Source organism: Microcella sp. (genome assembly GCF_051860105.1).
In the GTDB taxonomy this organism is placed as follows: domain Bacteria; phylum Actinomycetota; class Actinomycetes; order Actinomycetales; family Microbacteriaceae; genus Microcella.
In genome coordinates, this window is record NZ_JBHYEO010000011.1 from 7864 (window position 1) to 25623 (window position 17760).

Sequence of the window (17760 nt, forward strand, 5' to 3'; positions counted from 1 at the left end):
ACCCCATCATCACGTTCGACAACGTCACTTACACCTATCCGGGAACCGAGACCCCGGCCCTCGAATCGATCAGCTTCTCCGTCCTCCCGGGCGAGTATGTCGCGGTGCTCGGACTCAACGGGGCGGGCAAGACAACCCTCGGCCTCTGCGTCAACGGTGTCGTGCCGACCATGCTCGGAGGCGACCTCACCGGACAGGTGACGGTGGCCGGGCTCGATGTCGGCGAGTACGCCGTGCGCGAGATGGCGAAGATCGTCGGCATGGTCTTCGACAACCCCGAGTTCCAGATGAGCCAGCTCTCAGCCGCTGAGGAGATCGCCGTGGGCCTCGAGAACGCCGGCGTTCCATACGAGGACATGATCCGCATCATCCCCGAGACCCTTGCTCTCGTCGGACTCGCCGGATTCGAGGAGCGTTCACCGCTCGGCCTCTCGGGCGGGCAGCAGCAGCGTCTGGCCATCGCGGCCGTGCTCGCGATGAGCCCGCAGATCCTCATCATGGACGAGCCCACCTCGAATCTTGACCCCATCGGCAAGCAGGAGGTGTTCGACATGGCTGCCCGGCTCAATCAAGAGAAGGGAATGACGGTCATCGTGATCGAGCACGAGGTCGAGGTCATGGCCCGCTACGCCGATCGCGTCATCGTGCTCGACGGCGGTCGCATCGTCATGAACGGCACACCGCAGGAGATCTTCAGCCGGGTGGATGAGCTCGCCGCTCTTCACCTCCGTGTTCCCGAGAGCGCCGCCCTTGCCACCCTGCTCGGTGAGCGGGGTTTGTGGTCTGGCGAGATTCCCACCCGTACCGAATCGGCCGTCGCGGCCGTCACGAAACTTCTGGAGGCCCGTCGTGGCTAGGAAAGCTCCGCTCCCAACCCCAGCCGAGGCGCGGGCCACCTCAGAGCACGCCATCGTGGTCTCCGACGCGCGGTACGTGTACCCGAACGGCAAGGTTGTCGCCCTCGACGGCGTCAGCGTCACCGTCGATCACGGTGAGCTGCTCGGCATCATCGGGCAGAACGGCTCGGGGAAGACAACTCTCACCAAGCTGCTGAACGGCTTGCTCCAGCCGTCGAGCGGATCCGTCGTCGTCAACGGCGTCGCGACGGCCGGGCGCACGGTTCAGGAGATGTCTGCCCATATCGGCTACGTGTTCCAGAACCCCAACCATCAGTTGTTCGCGCGCACTGTGCAGGCTGAGTTGGAGTTCGGGCCCACCAACATCGGCATCGAGGGAGACGAGCTCGCTGAGCGCGTCGCCCGCGCGGTCGAGTTCTTCGGCCTCGCTGATGTGATCGACGAGCATCCGTACCGCGTCAGCTTCCCCATTCGCAAGCTTGTGGGTATCGCGTCGATCGTCACGATGCAGCCGTCGATCCTCATTCTGGATGAGCCGTCGACGGGTCAGGATCACCAAACGACGACCATCATCAACAGCCTCATGCGACGGCTCGCCGAAGAGGGTACGACAGTCGTGTGCGTCTCGCATGACATGCCCTTGCTCGCCGATGTCGTCGAACGCGTCATCGTCATGAAGGATGCGCAGATCATCGCGGACGCATCGCCCCGCGCGGTCTTCGCCGACAAGACACTCATGGCTCGCACCAATCTTCAGGCACCGCAGATCACCGAGATCGCGCTGCAGACGGTGGTTCCGCTCGGCGGACCCGTCGCACTCACCCCGTCAGAGCTTGCCGCCGATCTCGGCGAGCGGCTCGGCTCGAAAGCGTAGGAGCACAGATGTCGATGCAAGGAGCCCTGCCGGTCTCCCTCATTCCGGGTGATTCGGTGCTGCACCGCGTTCACCCTCTGCCCAAGATGATCTGGGTGGTGCTCTACGTCGTTGTGGCCTTCATGACGCAGAACGTCGTGGTGCTGTTCAGCATGGCGGCTCTGGCACTGGTTCTGGGCATCATCGGGGGCGTGCTGCGCCCGCTCATGAAGGCATCGTTCATCATCGTGCCGATCGGTTCCTCGTTGCTCGCGTTGCAGCTCATGGCGCCGGCCGTCGAACAGCCGTGGACCGAGATTGCTCAACTGGGGCCCATCACCTTGTATGAAGATGGCCTGTACTACGGACTCGTGTTGCTGGGGCGAATCGTGGCGTGCCTCCTGATGGCGCTCGTCGTCGTCATGACGACCCACCCGAGTGACCTCTTCACCACCCTGGCGAAGCTCAAGGTGCCCTACACCCTGAACTTCATGATGGCGATGACGCTGCAGCTCATCCCGGTGTTTCAGCGTGAGGTGGGCATCATTCTCAGCGCTCAGAAGTCTCGGGGTATGAAGGGCAACGGTTTTCAGGCAGTGCTGCCGAGCTTCGTGCCTGTGTTCGTCGGGGCGATCGAGCGGGTGCAGCAGCTCTCGATCTCGCTCGAATCGCGCGGCTTCGGGTCGGCGGGCCACAAGACGTCATACCGCCAGGTGAAGGGGCGGCCGACCGACTGGGTGCTCGCGGCGATGGGCATCGCCGCGGCCGCGACGGTCGCGACGATTTCGATCATGCGCGGGGGCTGGAACATCAGCGAGCTCCTCGTCGTCGAGCCGATGACCGCCGTGGTCGTCTGGGTCGTCTCGGCCTCCCTCTTCCTCGGGATCATCGCTTTCGCCCTCATCCTCTCGTTCAGAAAGAGCTAGGAGTTCTCGACCATGGCCGTCACGAATCATGACGATCGGCAGTACCACATCCAGGTCGCACCGGGAGAGGTGGGGCGGTACGTCTTCCTGCCCGGCGACCCCGGCCGTTGCGAGCCGATCGCGCGCTACTTCGACGACCCGGTGCTCGTGGCCCGCAACCGCGAGTACGAGACCTGGACGGGCACGCTCGATGGCGAGCGGGTCTCGGTGACCTCGACGGGCATTGGCTGTCCCTCGGCGGCCATCGCCATGGAGGAACTCGCCCGTGTCGGGGCGGACACCTTCGTGCGCGTGGGCACGTCGGGCGCGATGCAGCCGCACATCGAACCGGGAGATCTCGGGATCGTGCACGCGGCGATCCGCGATGAGGGCACGACCCTGCACTACCTGCCGGTCGAGTTTCCGGCCGTCGCCGACATCGATGTGACGCGCGCGCTCGCCGTCGGTGCCCGTTCGACCGGCAAGACCGTGCACGTGGGGGTGAGCCAGTCGAAAGACTCGTTCTACGGCCAACACGAACCGGGGCGCATGCCCGTCGCCGCCCGACTGCAGGAGCGGTGGAGCGCGTGGATGGCGGGCGGGGCGATCTGCTCGGAGATGGAAGCGGCGGCGCTGTACATCGTCGCCGCGACCATCAAGGTTCGCGCTGGCGGAATCATGATGATCATGGGACACCACGACCAGTCGCCCATGACCGAGGAGGAAGAGGCCCGCGGCTCGCTCGACAACCTGCTACCGGCGGCGATCGCCGGGATGCGCGAGCTCATTGCGCGCGATCGTGAGGCGGCAGCGTGAGCGGCGGTCTCGACCCTAACCTTCAGTACCACCTCCAGCTGCGTCGCGGCGATGTCGGTCGCTATGTTCTGCTTCCCGGTGACCCCGGGCGGTGCGCGCCCATCGCGGAGTTGTTCGACGACGCAGTGCACGTGGCGACCAATCGCGAGTACACGACCTACACCGGCACGCTCGACGGCGAGAAGGTCAGTGTCGTGTCGACGGGCATCGGGTGCCCCTCGTCCGCCATCGCGGTCGAGGAGCTCATCAAGCTGGGTGCCGACACCTTCATTCGCGTAGGCACCTCGGGTGCGATCCAGCCCGATACTCCCTCCGGAACGCTGGCCATCGTGACCGCGGCGATTCGTGACGAAGGCACCTCGGCCCACTACCTGCCGATGGAGTTTCCGGCGATCGCGCATCCGCAGGTGGTGGATGCTCTCTCTCAGGCCGCCCGTCGCACGGGTGCCCCTGCCGAGCGCGGGGTGACGCAGTCGAAGGACTCCTTCTACGGCGAGGTCGAGCCGGAGCGGATGCCGCTCGCGGGCATGCTCGCCGAGCGCTGGCACGCCTGGGTGGCCGGGGGAGCGATCTGCTCGGAGATGGAGGCATCGACGATCTTCTGCATCAGCTCGATCCACCGGGTTCGCGCGGGCGGTCTCATGCACGTGCACAATGACGCAGCGGGTGGTGAGCATGACCCCGAGCGGCGCCTGCTGCTGAGCACGGCGGTGGAAGCGCTGCGCGTGCTCATCGCTCAGGACCGCGCGGGCGGCTCATGGCCCTGACGGCCGATGCCGCTCGCCTCGCGGAGGTCGCCCCCGAATTCGTCGCGCGCATGCGCGGCCATCAGCGCCGCAATGTCACGTTGATGGTGCTCGACGGCGCCGCGTTCGCGATGGTGCTGTCAATGCTGAGTGAGACCACGATCATCCCCGCATTCATCGATGGGCTGACGGGTAGTGCCGTGCTGGTGGGACTCGTCGGGGCGCTCTACGCGCTCGGGCGGTATGCGCCGCAGCTGCTTGGCGCCCACCTCGTGCTCGGGCGGGAACGGCGCAAACCACTCTTCGTGACCATCGTCGTCGCGCAACGGGTGGGCATTCTCGCGGTCGCGGTGAGCGCCCAGCTCGCGGGGGTTCTGGACACGGGAGTCGTCGCCGCACTCTTCCTCCTGTCGTTCGGTCTCTACGCCGCCCTCGCAGGAATCGTCGGCCCGGTTTTCGGCGACTTCGTGGCGAAGGCGGTGCCGGTGGGTCGGGGCATCTTTTTTGGTGTCGTTCAGCTCATCGGCGGTGCGCTCGGGTTCGGGGCCGCCCTCCTCGCTGAGCGTGCACTTCGCACGATGCCCTTTCCCGCGGGCAGTCAGATTCTCTTCTGGGCGGCCGTGGCCGGCTCGCTCGTATCGCTGATCTTCGTGAGCCTGCTGCGCGATGAGCCGCTCCCGACGCCGGAACCTCGTCCGCCGTTCTCCCGCACGCTGGCGAGCATCCCGGGCATCGTGCGGGGTGATCACGACTACCGGCGCTACCTGGTGGGGCGACTGCCGCAGGCCGTGGCCGCGGGAGGAATGGGCTTCGTCGTGATCGCAGGGTTGCAGTCGGGGTCGCTGGTAGCGGCCGATGCGGCCCTGCTCGCCGCGGCGTTCATTCTCGCCCAGGCGGTGCTGGGATTCGTGCTCGGGGTGCTCGGTCACGCCCGGGGGTGGCGAGCCGTCATGGTGGTCGGAGCCTCACTCATGAGCGCCGGGTTCGCCGTCGCGGCTCTCGACTCGTCGCTCATGTCGAGCCTCGTGGCGATGGCGCTGCTCGGAGGGGCGAACGCCCTCGTGTTCGTCGGTGACCAGAACATGTCGATCGAGCTCGCCCCGCCGGGCGCGACGAGCGTATACATCGGGTTGACCTCGACTGCTCTCGGCCCGTTCTTCATCGTCGGTCCGCTTCTCGCGGGTGCGCTGCTCTCGGTGATCGGAGCACCCTTGGTGTTCATGGCGGCCGCGATCCTCGCCGCCGGGGGGGCACTGCTGAGCCTGCGGGTGCGCGAGCCCCGCCATCGGGCTGCCGAGACGCACCGGATCGATCGGGTGCTGCCGTGACGACGGCCGCTGACGTGGAGCGGCTGCGCGCGATCGCCCCCGACTACGTGGCCCAGATGCAGCGTCATCGTCGACGCAACACCACGCTTATGGTGCTCGAGGGGGGAACCTTCGCCATCGCGATGTCGCTCTTGAGCGAGACGACGATGATTCCGGCCTTCGTGCAGGCCCTGACGGGCAGCGCCCTCCTCGTGGGGCTGGTCGGTGCGGTGTTCGCCCTCGGACGCTATCTGCCCCAGCTGGTCGGCGCACACCTCGTTCTCGGCCGAGCACGACGCAAGCCGCTCTTCCTCACTCTCGTCGTCGCCGAACGGGTGGCAATCCTGCTCATCGCTTTCGCGGCGTCGCTCACCGGAGTGCTCACGACCGAACTCGTGGTGGTGCTGTTCTTCCTCGCCTTCGCTGCCTACTCCACAACCGTCGGTCTCATCGGGCCGGTGTACGGCGACTTCATCGCGAAAGCCGTGACGCAGGCGCGTGGCTGGTTGTTCGGTCTCGTGCAGCTTCTCGGGGGAGTGCTCGGATTCGCGGCGGCACTCGGCGCTGAGCGGCTGCTCGATGAGCTGCCCTTCCCGCTCGGCAATCAGGTTGCCTTCTGGGCGGCCTTCGTGCTGTCTCTCTTCTCGATTGTCTTCGTGTCGCAGCTTGTCGAGATCGAGTTTCCGCACGTCGAACCGCGACCGCCGTTCCGTGCGCTCCTCCGCGAGGTTCCCACCATCGTTCGCGGCCATCTCGACTATCGGCGGTACCTGCTCGCCCGAGCGGCGATGGCCCTCGCGACAGGAGGCGTCGGCTTCGTCGTCGTGGTCGGAATCGCGGGGCCGCTGCGGGCCTCCGATGCGGCCGTCATGGCGGCGGTGTTCGTTCTCTCCCAAGCGGTCATCGGATTCGCCCTCGCACTGATCGGCAATCGGGCCGGCTACCGTCTGGTGGCGATCATCGGGGCGGGGCTCATCGTCGGCGGCATGATTGCTGCTCTCGGCGCGAGCACCCTCTGGGGCTTCGCACTCGCCTGCGCACTGCTCGGCGGAGCCAACTCTCTCACCTTCGTGTGCGACCCGAGCATGTCGATCGAGTTCGCCCCGCCGGGTCGAACGAGCGTATACCTCGGAACCACGCTGACGCTGCTCGCGCCCTTCTTCATCGTTGGTCCTCTCATCGCAGGCGTGCTGATCCCGCTGGCCGGCGCAACGGCCGTGTTCACGGGATGCGCCGTCCTCGCCGCGGTCGGCGGAATCCTCGCGCTCCGTGTGCGCGAACCGCGTCGCGCCAGCAGAGAGAGCGCCGCATCCTCGTCACTCATCAGCTCTCAGGAGGAGCCATGACCCGCAGAATCATCATCGACACCGACACCGCCGCTGATGACAGCTTCGCGATGCTCGTCGGGCTGAGGCATCCGGAGGCCGTGCTGGAGGCCGTGACGATTGTGGCGGGCAATGTGGCGTTCGACCAGCAGGTCGAGAACGCGCTGATCACGATCGATGCGGCCGGCCGCAGTGGTGAGGTTCCCGTCTACCCTGGTGCGCGGGTACCCCTCATGCGCGAGTGGGTCGAGGCCAGCGCGCACGGCGACGGCAAGGGCAATCGCGACTGGCCGGTTCCCACGCAGAAGCCGAGCGGCGAACGCGCCGCCGACGCACTCGTGCGCATCGTCGATGCGAACCCTGGTGAGATCGACATCGTGGCGATCGGGCCGCTCACGAACATCGCGACAGCGGTTGCGCTTGACCGCGATTTTGCCGCCAAGACGAGGTCCCTCTGGATCATGGGTGGGTGCGACAACTCGGTCGGCAACATCACCGCCGCGGCCGAGTACAACTTCTACGTCGACCCCGAGGCGGCGGCGATCGTGCTCGACGCCGGGTTCGACACAACGATCGTGACGTGGACCCTGACGTTGCGCCGCGCCCTGTGGACGCGCACCCAGCTGGAGCACATCGCAGAGATCGGTACGCCCCTCGCCGAGTTCTTCACGATCCTGGATGCTCCCAACCTCGAGTTCAACGAGACGGTGGCGATCGAGGGGAGCACGCACCCCGACTCGCTCACCGCGATGCTCCTCGTGCGCCCCGACCTCATCACGGCATCGTCTCGGCGCTTCGTTGCCGTTGAGACGCGCGGCGACATGACGCGGGGCTACTCGTTGATGGACGCTCGGGCCGAGCGCAATGCTCCCAACGCGACGGTGATCGACGACGTCGATGCCGAGGGCTTCTACCGCGCCTACTGCGACTTGCTCGCCGCGGGCTGACGCTCCCGAGGCTCCGATGCCGCTCGAGCGGCAGGGGTGCGGGTGAGGATCGACCACCCGATGGTCGCGACCTGCAGGGCGACAGCGCGAGCGGGGTCGGAGAGGGCTCCGGCGCCGAGTAGCGATTCGATCCGATCGAGGCGGCTGTAGACGCTCTGCCGACGGATTCCGAGGTCACTCGCTGTTGCGGTCTTCTCTTGGCCATTGCGGAAGTAGGCCAGGAGAGTCGGCAGCAAGGCTGTGCTGCGGCGCGCATCATGATCGAGCACGGCGCTCAGCTGGCGTTCGACGAACTCGTCGAGCGCACCCGTTGCCGCGACAGAGCGGAGGAGGCGTACGAGCGCCGCATCATCGGTCAGGATGGGCCGGTGCCCCGCACCGATGAGGGGTGCGACGGTGATGGTCTCACGGGCGTCGTCAACGGCGCTCGCAAGCTCGGCCCAGGACCGCACCGGGGTCGAAACGGCGACACTGCGGAACAGCGGTGCCGGTGCCGTCGTTGCGCGCTCGACCAGGGCGCGCAACGCCTCGGGCTGACGCACGGTCGTCTGCGCGATTACGACGATGAGTACCTGTGACCGGGCGATGATCGCATTCCCCACCACTCGCGGCACCAGGTCGCACAGGTGGGCGTAGCCCTCGTCGAGCCCCCGGCCCGGACCGGGCGACGCGCACACGACGATCAAGCTTTGATCGGCAGCGAGCGAGAAGCCGAGGGCGTTCGCCCGGGCCGCCAACTCGCTCCCGGTGGTGCCGGGGCGATCGACCTCGGCCAGGAACTCCTCGTGCGCGTAGCGGCGGCTCGGCATGACCGGCCCGATGCGAACGAGTTCGAGGGCCAGGGCGGCTGCGCCGCGGTCGACGATGATGCGGTTCTCGACCGTGACGGCAGCCGCGGATCGAATGCGGCCCCGCGGCTCGCCGAAGAGCAGCACCGGGCGGTCGAGTTCAGTCGCCCCGTCGGGAACAGGCCCCGACGCGGCGATCACCCGTCCGTCGACGTCGAGGTATGCGGCCGGCGCGGCGGTCATCTCCTCAACGACTTGCAGCACTCCGCTGGCCCCCCGCCCCGCCAGCAACGCGTCGATCAACCGGGTGGTCGCGGCATCGGATGCGCGCGCCGAGCGAGATTCGGCATCGAGGATCTGGCGGTGGGCCGCCTCTGTGATCTCGATGAACGGCACGACACCGTGAAGACGGACGACCGCGATTCCGGCGGCGCCCAGTTCATCGACCAGCTCGAGTGGCACCGCCGAGAAGGTGCGCCCGACCTCGAACAGCAGTGCGGCGACGTCGATCGCGACGAGCGACTGCGCATACTGGCGGATGCGGGTTCCGGAGGCGCCGACGAGGCCCAGCCCCGAGGTCAGCAGTGCTTCACCTCCCTTGAGCAGGGGGGCGATGTCGAAGATCTCGGAGGTGTGCACCCAGCGCACATCACGACCGTCGTCTCCGCACAGCACCTGCGGTTCGGCGGGGGCGAGGGCCGGAAGATGCAGGAGGGCGTCGACGGTCAGGGTCACGCTCTCAGGCTCGCGGATGCCGGTCACAATGTCCACCAAATGCTCGAATGTGCAGCCAATCATGGACACGGTGTCCCTTGTCGCGCCGGTCCCGCGCTTCCAGACTGGCGGAGTCCACTTGCACCGCTGCCGGAGGAAAGACACCACATGACGACCGCGTCGATCGTTCGAGGAGCCAGCCCGCTTGTCGAGGTACCGGAGGGGTACTCCTGGATGGGCTGCGACGATTTCGAGCGGGAGGCTCCCCGTCGACGGGTGTACGTGCCCTCATTCTGGATGGACAAGTATCCGGTGACGAACGACGACTTCCTCGCCTACATCACCGACACCGGTGCGCGTCGACCGAGCTACTGGATCGATGGCCTCCCCCCGGAGGGCTATGGCGACCACCCGGTCATGGTGTCGTGGCGCGCGGCCGACGACTACGCCCGGTGGGCCGGAAAGCGGCTTCCGACTGAGGCGGAGTGGGAGAAAGCCGCGGGAGGGGCCCAGGGCAACGTCTTCCCGTGGGGCGACCGTTTCGACGCCGATCGGGCTCTGACCTGGGAGACGGGAGCGATCACGGGGCAGCGGAGCGAGCCCGTGACGGCGCGGCCGCAGGGGGCGTCGCCGTACGGGTGTGAGCAGATGGTTGGTCTCGTCGAGGAGTGGGTCGACGACGTCTATCGCGGATACAGCGGGAGCGGGTACGACTCGCTCGGGTACACGCAGGGCTACCGCGTGCTGCGCGGTGGCAGCTGGATCTTCTCGCAGACGCATGCCCGCATCACCTACCGCTGCTTCGAGGAGCCGGATCTCAGTGATGAGCACTTCTGGGGCCTCGGAGGTCCCAGCTTCCGCTGCGCGTCGTCGGCGGCCCCGCAGCCGGAGAAGCGCGCGTGAGCGCCGCCGGCCAGGGTGCCCTGCAGCACGACTTCGTGAGAATTCCGGCTGGTTCGTTCCTCATGGGCAGTGATGAGTTCGACCTCGAGGGGCCCGAGAGAACCGTCGAGCTGCCCGCCTTCGAGATCGATCGGTACCCGGTGACGGTAGAGCAGTACCGCCGGTTCGCGGCAGCAACCGACCGCGAGCTACCCGCCGACTTTCCGACGGTCCCGGTGCTCGAGGCCGATCCGAGTCGACTGCTGCACCCCGTCGAGCGGGTGTCGTGGCATGACGCCCTGGCGTATGCGACCTGGGCCGGGTACCGGCTCCCGTCCGAGGCGGAGTGGGAGCGGGCATCCCGGGGAGTGGACGGCCGTCGTTGGCCGTGGGGCGACCGCTTCGACGAAGCGCGCGCCGTGGTGTGGGATAACGCGAAAGCGCTCGGGGTCACGACCGTCGCGATTGACCAGTTTCCCGGCGGCGAGAGCGCTGACGGTGTGCGACACCTCGCCGGCAACGTCGAGGAGTGGGTCATGGATGCGCTGCTTCCGTACCCCGGGAGCACGCACAAGTCGCCGTCAGCCGACGGTTCGTGCCGGGTGCTTCGCGGAGGTTCCTGGTTCTACACCAACGAGTACGCCCGTGGATCGTTCCGGCGGGGGGCCCTGCCGGAGTTCACCGGATACGACGGCGCAGGTGGCCCGGGATTCCGCTGCGCACGCGACATCTGAGGGCTCGTCTGCTGACGACCACCTCCGCTACCTGAGGGGGCGCGTGCTGCCACCTGGGGCCGCGCGCCTCCTCAGCCCGGCAGGGTGAAACCCTCGTCGGGCGAGCCGGTCGCCAGCCCGTCGGCGAGCAGGCCCGCGAGGGCGCGCTCGCGCTGCACGGAGTCGGGCCAGAGGCCCTCGACGACCTCGGCGGGCACGGGGGTGTCGCTGTGCCGCAGCTCGCGCATGATGAGCCCGCGCACCTGGCGGTCGCTGCCCTCGAAGCGCGCCTGACGCGGCGCCGAGGGGCCGTCGTAGTCGGGGTACCCGGCGGCGCGCCAGGCGCACAGCTCGGCGATCGGGCAGGCCTCGCACCGCGGCGTGCGCGCGACGCACACGGTCTGGCCGAGCTCCATGGCGCCGGCGTTGAACGCTCGCGCCTCGGCGGGGTCGCTCGGCAGCAGCTCCTGCATCGCGGCGAGGTCGACCCGCGTGCGCGCCGGACCGGACTCGCCCTGACCCGCGACCGCGCGGGCCAGCACCCGGCGCGTGTTGACGTCGACGACCGGCACGGGCTGGCCGTAGGCGAAGGCCGCGACGGCGCGGGCGGTGTAGTCGCCGATTCCGGGGAGGGCGATGAGAGCATCCACGTCATCGGGCACGACCCCGCCGTGCTGTTCGCTGATCGCGACGGCGGCGGCGTGCAGCGCGAGGGCACGGCGCGGATAGCCGAGGCGGTCCCAGGCGCGCACGGCCTCGGCGGGGGAGTCGGCGGCGAGCGCGTCGGGGCTTGGCCAGCGTGCGAGCCACTGCTCGAGGCGCGGGATCACGCGCGCGACGGGCGTCTGCTGCAGCATGATCTCGCTCACGAGCGTGCCCCAGGCGCTGAAGCCCGGCCGCCGCCAGGGCAGGTCGCGCGCGTTCTCGGCGAACCAGGCGATCACGCGGGGCGGGATGCCCGCCCGCCGTTCGTCGTCGCCTGCACTCTGCACCCCTCCACGCTACGTCGTGCGGGGCAACTCTCAGCGCGCGCCCCTACCGTGACGGCATGAAGATGCTCGTCACCGGGGCCACCGGCTACATCGGCGGTCGACTCGTGCCGCGCCTGCTCGAAGCGGGGCACGAGGTGCGCGTGTTCGTGCGCGACCCCGTGCGGCTGCGCGATGTGCCGTGGGCCGGCCAGGTCGAGGTGGCGACCGGAGACCTTGCGAACGCCGGCGATGTCGCGCGCGCGGTCGCCGGAATCGATGTTCTCTACTACCTCGTGCATTCGATGAGCAGCACGGGTGATTTCGAACGCACCGAGCGGCACGTGGCATCCACCGTCGCCGCGGCGGCCGCGGCCGCGACGGTCGGCCGCATCGTCTACCTCGGCGGCCTGCACCCCGAGGGCAAGCTCTCGCCGCACCTGCGCAGTCGCAAAGAGGTCGGCGACATCCTCATGGCGAGCGGGGTGCCGACGGCGGCCCTGCAGGCGGGCGTCGTGATCGGGTCGGGGTCGGCGAGCTTCGAGATGATCCGTCACCTGACCGAGGTGCTGCCCTACATGCCGGCGCCGAAGTGGGTGCGCAACTTCATCCAGCCGATCGCGGTGCGGGATGTTCTGCACTACCTCGTCGGCGCGGCGACCCTGCCGGCCGAGGTCAACCGCACGTTCGATATCGGTGGCCCCGACGTGCTGCGCTACGGCCAGATGATGAACGGCTACGCGGTGGAGGCGGGGCTCAAGCAGCGCCCCATCGCGAGCCTGCCCGTGCTGACGCCCTACCTGGCGAGCCAGTGGGTGAACCTCGTGACGCCGATTCCGCGCGCGCTGGCGGTGCCGATCATCTCGAGCCTGCAGTACGACGCCGTCTGCACCGAGCACGACATCGATCAGTTCATCGATCCGCCGGCCGCGGGGCTCACCGGCTATCGCCGGGCCGTGCGCTACGCGCTCGCGAAGATGCGCGAGGGCGAGGTCGAGACGACCTGGCAGAACGCCACGGTGCGCGGCGCCCCGAGCGACCTGCTGCCCAGCGACCCCGACTGGAGCGGCCACACCGTCTACACCGACCGTCAGGAGGCGGACTCGGCGGCGCCGCCCGAGGCGCTCTGGCGCGTCGTGGAGGGCATCGGCGGCGACAACGGCTGGTACTCGCTGCCCGTCGCGTGGGCCGCGCGCGGCTGGCTCGACAAGCTCGTCGGGGGAGTAGGCCTGCGCCGCGGCCGCCGCGACCCCGATCGGCTCGCGCCCGGTGAGGCGGTCGACTTCTGGCGCGTCGAGACGCTCGAGCGCGGGCGGTTCCTGCGCCTGCGCGCCGAGATGAAGGTGCCGGGCCGCGCCTGGCTCGAGTTCACGGTGGAGCCGCGGCCGGGCGGCGGATCGCGGCTCATCCAGCGCGCGGTGTTCTTCCCGAGCGGGCTCGGCGGGCGGCTCTACTGGGCCGCGGTGTTCCCCTTCCACGGCATCATCTTCAGCGGCATGGCGACGACGATCGCGAAGACGGCCGCGACACGGATTCAGGTCACGAAACGGTAACGACTGCGCTAGCATGACGGAACCGCAACGACGCGGTGCCCGTACCCGGAAGCGATGCCGATGCCGAGACTCCGTGCGACTGCTCGTCGAGCTGCCGAGCGCCCGTACTCCGCGCGCCGCACCGCTGCCTCCTTCACCGCGAGCCTCGCCCTCGTCGCCGTGCTGGCGATCGACCACACCGCTGCCACCGTGTATGCCGCGCAGCCGCTCGGCTCGCTCGGGCTCAACGACGGCGTTCCGCTCACCATCGCGCACCGCGGTGACCCCGCGGCGGCCCCCGAGAACACCCTGCCCGCCTTCGACGCGGCCCTGCGGAGCGGAGCCGAGGTTCTCGAGCTCGACCTGCGCATGACCGCTGATGAGCAGACGGTGGTCTTCCACGACGAGCTGCTCGACCGCACCACGAACGGCTCGGGCCCGATCGCTGAGCGCACGCTTGCCGAGTTGCAGGTGCTCGACGCGGGCAGCTGGTACGGCAGCGCGTGGGCGGGCACGCGCATCCCGACCTTCGACGAGTTCCTGCCGCTGCTGCAGGGCTCCGACGCGCGCGCGCTCATCGAGCTCAAGGGGCTCTGGACGGTGGAGGCCCTGCGCCCGATCATCGCCGGCATCTACCGCTACGGGGTGCAAGACCGCGTGGTGCTCGCGAGCTTCGAGGTGCCGACACTGCTCGAGCTGTGGCGCGAGGCACCCTCGCTGCACCGCGCCGTGATCGTGCGGCGGCTGCCCGACGACCCGGTCGACTTCGCCGCCTCGGTCGGGGCCTCGACGGTCGTGACGAGCCTGCGGTCGTTCCGCGTCGACCCCGAGGCCGCCGCGATGCTGCAGCGCGCGGGCCTCACGGTCGTCGTCTACACGCTCAATCGCGGTGACCTCTGGCAGCAGGCGCTCGACCTGGGAGTCGACGGCGTGGTGACGGATGCCCCCCGCCGGCTCGCGAGCGTGCACGACACGCTGCAGGGCTGAGCGGGTCGCGCGGGCTACCGCCGCCGCAGTAGCGCCTCGTAGGTCGCGACCCCGTCGAGGAAGGCGCTGACGCGGATGCGCTCGTCGCGCGCGTGCAGGCACGCGCGCTCGGCGGCGCTGAGCCGGAACGGCGTGAAGCGGTACACGTGCTCGCTGATCGCCGTGAAGAAGCGGGAATCGCTCGCCTGCATCATGACGTAGGGGCTCACGAGCAGGCCGGGATGCGTCTCCTGCAGGGCCGCCACAAGGTCGTTCCACGCGACCCCGTCGGCCGGGGAGACGGGCGAGGGCTCGCTCGGCTGCAGCACGTCGATGGCGACGAGCTCGTCGTCGATGCCGCGACGAACCTCGTCGACGGCCTCGGCGACGCTCGACCACGGTGCGATGCGGATGTTCACAGTCGCTTCGGCGTGCTCGGGCAGCGCGTTGGCCGCGTGGCCGGCGCGCAGCTCGGTGACGGCGCGGGTCGTGCGCAGCAGCGCGGTGATCTCGGCCCCGCGCCGCAGCAGCGCGCGCACGATGAGCGGTGCGAAGAGGTCGACGCGCGTGAAGACGAAGCGCAGCGGTTGCCGGGCCCGCGCCCCGAGCGTGCGGATCATGCGCCGCATGACCGGGTCGAGCCGCGCACGAGCGGGTGCAGCGTTGAGGCGCAGGATGGCGCGTGCGAGGCGCTCGGTCGCGGCGAATGGAGGAGGGCTCGACGCGTGGCCGCCCTGCTGCTCGACCCGCAGGCGCAGGGTCGTGATGCCCTTCTCGGTGACGCCGACGAGCGCGAACGGCTCATCGAGCCCGGGAAACGAGTCCTGCACGATCGCCCCACCCTCATCGAGCACGAGCGCCGGCCGGATGCCGCGCTCGCGCAGCAGGGCGACCGCGGCCCGGGCATCGTCGCCCGCGACCTCCTCGTCGCCGCCGAACGAGAGCAGCACGTCGTGGCGCGGGGTGAACCCGGCGGCGAGCAAGCGGTCGACCGCCTCGAGCTGGGCGACGAGCGCGCCCTTGTCGTCGATCGCGCCCCGGCCCCACACCACGGGCTCGCCGTCATGCTCGACGACCTCGCCCGCGAACGACGGGTGCTGCCAGCCCTCGTCGGTCGCGGGCACGACGTCGCTGTGCGCCATGAGCACCGTGGGGCGGGATGCCCCGCTCGGGTCGGAGCCGGGCCACCGGTAGAGCAGCCCGCGCGCCCCGACCCGCTCGACCTCGAGCCGCTCGTGCACGCGCGGGTACAGCTCGTCGAGCGCGGCGGTGAAGCGAGCGAACGGCTCCACGTCGGTGCGCGGGCCGGGGCCGCTCGTCGGTCGCGAGATCGTGGGGATGCGCACGAGCGCGCGCAACCGCTCGATCGCGCGCGCGTCGGCATCGGCATCCCGCATCGGTGCGCTGTCGCTCATGCGCTAACCCTAGGGCGGCCCTCGTGGTCGGGGGTGTCAGCCGGTAGCGTTCCGGTATGCGCCGTGCCCCCCTGCGTCGAACCGTGCTCGCGGTGCTCGCGGGCGCTCTCGTGCTCGCCCTCGCGGCCGTCGTGATCGTGCTCGCCCTCGGTCGCGCTGCGCCTGAGGCGCTGACGAGCGGCGCGGCCGAGAGCGACTCAGCGGCTGCGGCGGCGCGCACGGCCCCGCTCTCGGCGGTGACGGGCGGTGGGCTGCGCACGGGCGTGAACGACTTCACCTTCGACTCGTTCGACGTCGAATACCGGCTGGGCCGCGATGCCGATGGCCACGCCACGCTGCTGACGACGGAGACGCTCGTCGCGCGCTTCCCCGAGTTCGACCAGAACCGCGGCATCCGCCGGTCGCTGCCGGCCACCTACCAGGGGCACACGACGCAGCTCACGGTGGTCTCGGTGACGGACGGCGACGGGCAACCGCGCCCGTACGACGTCGAGTACGGCTCGGGCATCGTCGACATCATCGCGGCTGTGCCCGAAGGCCAGTTCGTGCGCGGCGAGCAGACCTACGTCATCACCTACAGCCAGCGCGACGTCGTCGACTACTTCGCGAGCTCGGACGCCGAGGAGTTCTACTGGAACCTGACCGGCACCGACTGGGCTCAGCCCTTCGCGCGCGTCTCGGGCACCATCGTGCTCGATGACGGCCTCGCCGACGCGCTGCTGGATCAGGATGCCTGCTACCGCGGCTATGCGGGGTCGACCGAGAGATGCGCCATCACGCGCTCGGGCGGCACCTTCTCGATCGACGAGCTCGCCCTTGGCCCCTACCAGACGGTGACGATCGCGATCGGCTTCGCCCCGGGCACGTTCACGCTCTTCGACGCCTCCTACCTCGTGACGCCGTGGGCGTGGGTTCAGCTGCTCGCCGTGGCCGTCGCGCTCGCCACCGCCGTGCGGGCGGTCGTGCTGCGGGCCACGCGCTACCGCGACGCCCCCGGCCGCCCAGTCATCGTCGCGGAGTACCTGCCGCCGCCCGGCCTCAGCCTGCTCGAGGCCGCGGTGCTCACCCATCGCCGCACGCGCGCCGTGGCGAGCCAGCTCGTCGACTTCGCCGTGCGACGGGCGATCACGATCATCGAGACCCCGGCGGCCTGGTTCCGCTGGCGCGACACCTGGACTCTGCGGCTCGAGACCGCATCGGGCATCGAGGGGGAGGAGCGCAATCTGCTGCAGTACTTCTTCCCGGGGCTCATCGGGGGCACCGAGCACCAGCTCACCGCGCAGAACACGAGCCTGAGCCAGAGCATCCAGGCCCAGCTGACGCGCATGTCGTCGGGCGTCATCGCCCGCGGCTGGAGGTCGCGCATCCTGGCCCGTCACTCGGTGCTGCTACCCGCGGTCGGGCTCGTCGCGGGAATCGCCGTGTTCGTGACGGGGATCGTGATGTCGGACGAGGGGCGCGGCGGGGCAGTGCCCTGGGCGCTCATGCTCGTGCCGATCGTGGCGTTCCTGATCATCGGCGCGTGCCTGTGGCGCTCGCCGCTGACGGCGGAGGGTGCCGAGCTCGTCGACCACCTGAAAGGCCTCGAGGTATACATCGAGCTCGCCGAGGCCGACCGCATGCGGGTGCTGCAGTCGCCCGAGGGTGCCGAGCGCGAGCTCGTCGACGCGACGAGCCGAGACGAGCGCCTGAAGCTCGTCGAGCGGCTGCTGCCGTGGGCGGTGCTGACGAAGCACGAGCGCGAGTGGGCGAAAGAGCTCGGCGAGTTCTACACCGAGGGTGAGGGGCCGGCGTGGTTCTCGAGCTCGCGGACCTTCTCGGTCGCCGGGTTCACGGCCGGCGTCGGATCGGTCAGCTCGACCCTCTCGTCGAGCTACTCGGGATCGAGCTCGTCGGGCGGATCGTCGGGCGGCGGGTCCTCGGGCGGAGGCGGCGGCGGAGGCGGCGGCGGAGGGGTCTAAGCGCCCAGCGATCGCCGTAACAATCCGTCACCGCGTGCACAATGATCGCGCGGTCGGGTGACAAT

Annotated in this window: 16 protein-coding genes; 13 read left to right on the plus strand and 3 right to left on the minus strand. The window is 69.4% G+C overall.

The genetic code is table 11. The features are described from left to right. The 8 genes from ACTIE9_RS07780 to ACTIE9_RS07815 form a co-directional block, all read left to right on the plus strand. Nucleotides 1-857, plus strand: an 857-nt coding sequence (locus ACTIE9_RS07780; RefSeq protein WP_439565011.1) for an ATP-binding cassette domain-containing protein, incomplete at its 5' end; no start/stop codon positions are given. Between the two features lie 55 nt (nucleotides 858-912). After that, nucleotides 913-1731 (plus strand): energy-coupling factor ABC transporter ATP-binding protein, encoded by an 819-nt coding sequence (locus tag ACTIE9_RS07785; protein ID WP_439565012.1) that lies wholly within the window; start codon nucleotides 913-915, stop codon nucleotides 1729-1731. Nucleotides 1732-1739: 8 nt separating this feature from the next. After that, nucleotides 1740-2636: an energy-coupling factor transporter transmembrane component T family protein gene (locus ACTIE9_RS07790; protein ID WP_439565013.1), complete on the plus strand. Its 897-nt coding sequence runs from the start codon at nucleotides 1740-1742 to the stop codon at nucleotides 2634-2636. Nucleotides 2637-2648: 12 nt separating this feature from the next. Continuing rightward, entirely contained in the window at nucleotides 2649-3431 is a 783-nt protein-coding gene (locus ACTIE9_RS07795) for a nucleoside phosphorylase (protein WP_439565014.1), read from the plus strand. Then, a complete protein-coding gene (locus ACTIE9_RS07800) occupies nucleotides 3428-4198 on the plus strand; it encodes a nucleoside phosphorylase (RefSeq protein ID WP_439565015.1) in 771 nt (256 codons plus the stop codon). Before ACTIE9_RS07795 ends, ACTIE9_RS07800 begins: the two co-directional genes overlap by 4 nt. Next, nucleotides 4189-5505, plus strand: coding sequence for an MFS transporter (locus ACTIE9_RS07805; RefSeq protein ID WP_439565016.1), 1317 nt, complete (start codon nucleotides 4189-4191; stop codon nucleotides 5503-5505). Before ACTIE9_RS07800 ends, ACTIE9_RS07805 begins: the two co-directional genes overlap by 10 nt. Continuing rightward, nucleotides 5502-6830 carry a hypothetical protein gene (locus ACTIE9_RS07810; protein ID WP_439565017.1) on the plus strand — a complete coding sequence of 443 codons (1329 nt, stop codon included), beginning with the start codon at nucleotides 5502-5504 and terminating at the stop codon, nucleotides 6828-6830. The genes ACTIE9_RS07805 and ACTIE9_RS07810 overlap by 4 nt, the downstream gene beginning before the upstream one ends. Continuing rightward, entirely contained in the window at nucleotides 6827-7756 is a 930-nt protein-coding gene (locus ACTIE9_RS07815) for a nucleoside hydrolase (RefSeq protein ID WP_439565018.1), read from the plus strand. The genes ACTIE9_RS07810 and ACTIE9_RS07815 overlap by 4 nt, the downstream gene beginning before the upstream one ends. Here the strand turns inward: ACTIE9_RS07815 and ACTIE9_RS07820 are convergent. Beyond that, on the minus strand, nucleotides 7729-9279 hold the full coding sequence (locus tag ACTIE9_RS07820; RefSeq protein WP_439565019.1) for a PucR family transcriptional regulator: 1551 nt from the start codon (nucleotides 9277-9279) through the stop codon (nucleotides 7729-7731). The genes ACTIE9_RS07815 and ACTIE9_RS07820 overlap by 28 nt on opposite strands. Before the next feature lie 147 nt (nucleotides 9280-9426). Between ACTIE9_RS07820 and ACTIE9_RS07825 the strand changes: the two genes are divergently transcribed. Both ACTIE9_RS07825 and ACTIE9_RS07830 read left to right on the plus strand, forming a co-directional pair. After that, on the plus strand, nucleotides 9427-10161 hold the full coding sequence (locus tag ACTIE9_RS07825) for a formylglycine-generating enzyme family protein (RefSeq protein WP_439565020.1): 735 nt from the start codon (nucleotides 9427-9429) through the stop codon (nucleotides 10159-10161). Further along, the gene (locus ACTIE9_RS07830; protein WP_439565021.1) at nucleotides 10158-10874 is read left to right on the plus strand and encodes a formylglycine-generating enzyme family protein; all 717 of its coding nucleotides are present in this window, start codon (nucleotides 10158-10160) and stop codon (nucleotides 10872-10874) included. Before ACTIE9_RS07825 ends, ACTIE9_RS07830 begins: the two co-directional genes overlap by 4 nt. Before the next feature lie 71 nt (nucleotides 10875-10945). On the opposite strand, the gene ACTIE9_RS07835 is transcribed toward ACTIE9_RS07830, so the two are convergent. Next, nucleotides 10946-11845 (minus strand): A/G-specific adenine glycosylase, encoded by a 900-nt coding sequence (locus tag ACTIE9_RS07835; protein WP_439565022.1) that lies wholly within the window; start codon nucleotides 11843-11845, stop codon nucleotides 10946-10948. Nucleotides 11846-11901: 56 nt separating this feature from the next. Between ACTIE9_RS07835 and ACTIE9_RS07840 the strand changes: the two genes are divergently transcribed. Together ACTIE9_RS07840 and ACTIE9_RS07845 are read left to right on the plus strand one after the other, a co-directional pair. After that, nucleotides 11902-13374 (plus strand): SDR family oxidoreductase, encoded by a 1473-nt coding sequence (locus ACTIE9_RS07840; protein ID WP_439565023.1) that lies wholly within the window; start codon nucleotides 11902-11904, stop codon nucleotides 13372-13374. 60 nt (nucleotides 13375-13434) lie between these two features. Next, nucleotides 13435-14340: a glycerophosphodiester phosphodiesterase gene (locus ACTIE9_RS07845; protein ID WP_439565024.1), complete on the plus strand. Its 906-nt coding sequence runs from the start codon at nucleotides 13435-13437 to the stop codon at nucleotides 14338-14340. 14 nt (nucleotides 14341-14354) lie between these two features. Here ACTIE9_RS07845 and ACTIE9_RS07850 read toward each other — a convergent pair whose 3' ends face one another. Further along, nucleotides 14355-15734, minus strand: coding sequence for a M20/M25/M40 family metallo-hydrolase (locus ACTIE9_RS07850; RefSeq protein ID WP_439565025.1), 1380 nt, complete (start codon nucleotides 15732-15734; stop codon nucleotides 14355-14357). Between the two features lie 56 nt (nucleotides 15735-15790). On the opposite strand from ACTIE9_RS07850, the gene ACTIE9_RS07855 reads away from it, so the two are divergent. After that, nucleotides 15791-17695, plus strand: coding sequence for a DUF2207 domain-containing protein (locus tag ACTIE9_RS07855; RefSeq protein ID WP_439565026.1), 1905 nt, complete (start codon nucleotides 15791-15793; stop codon nucleotides 17693-17695). The last annotated feature ends 65 nt before the right edge of the window (nucleotides 17696-17760 follow it).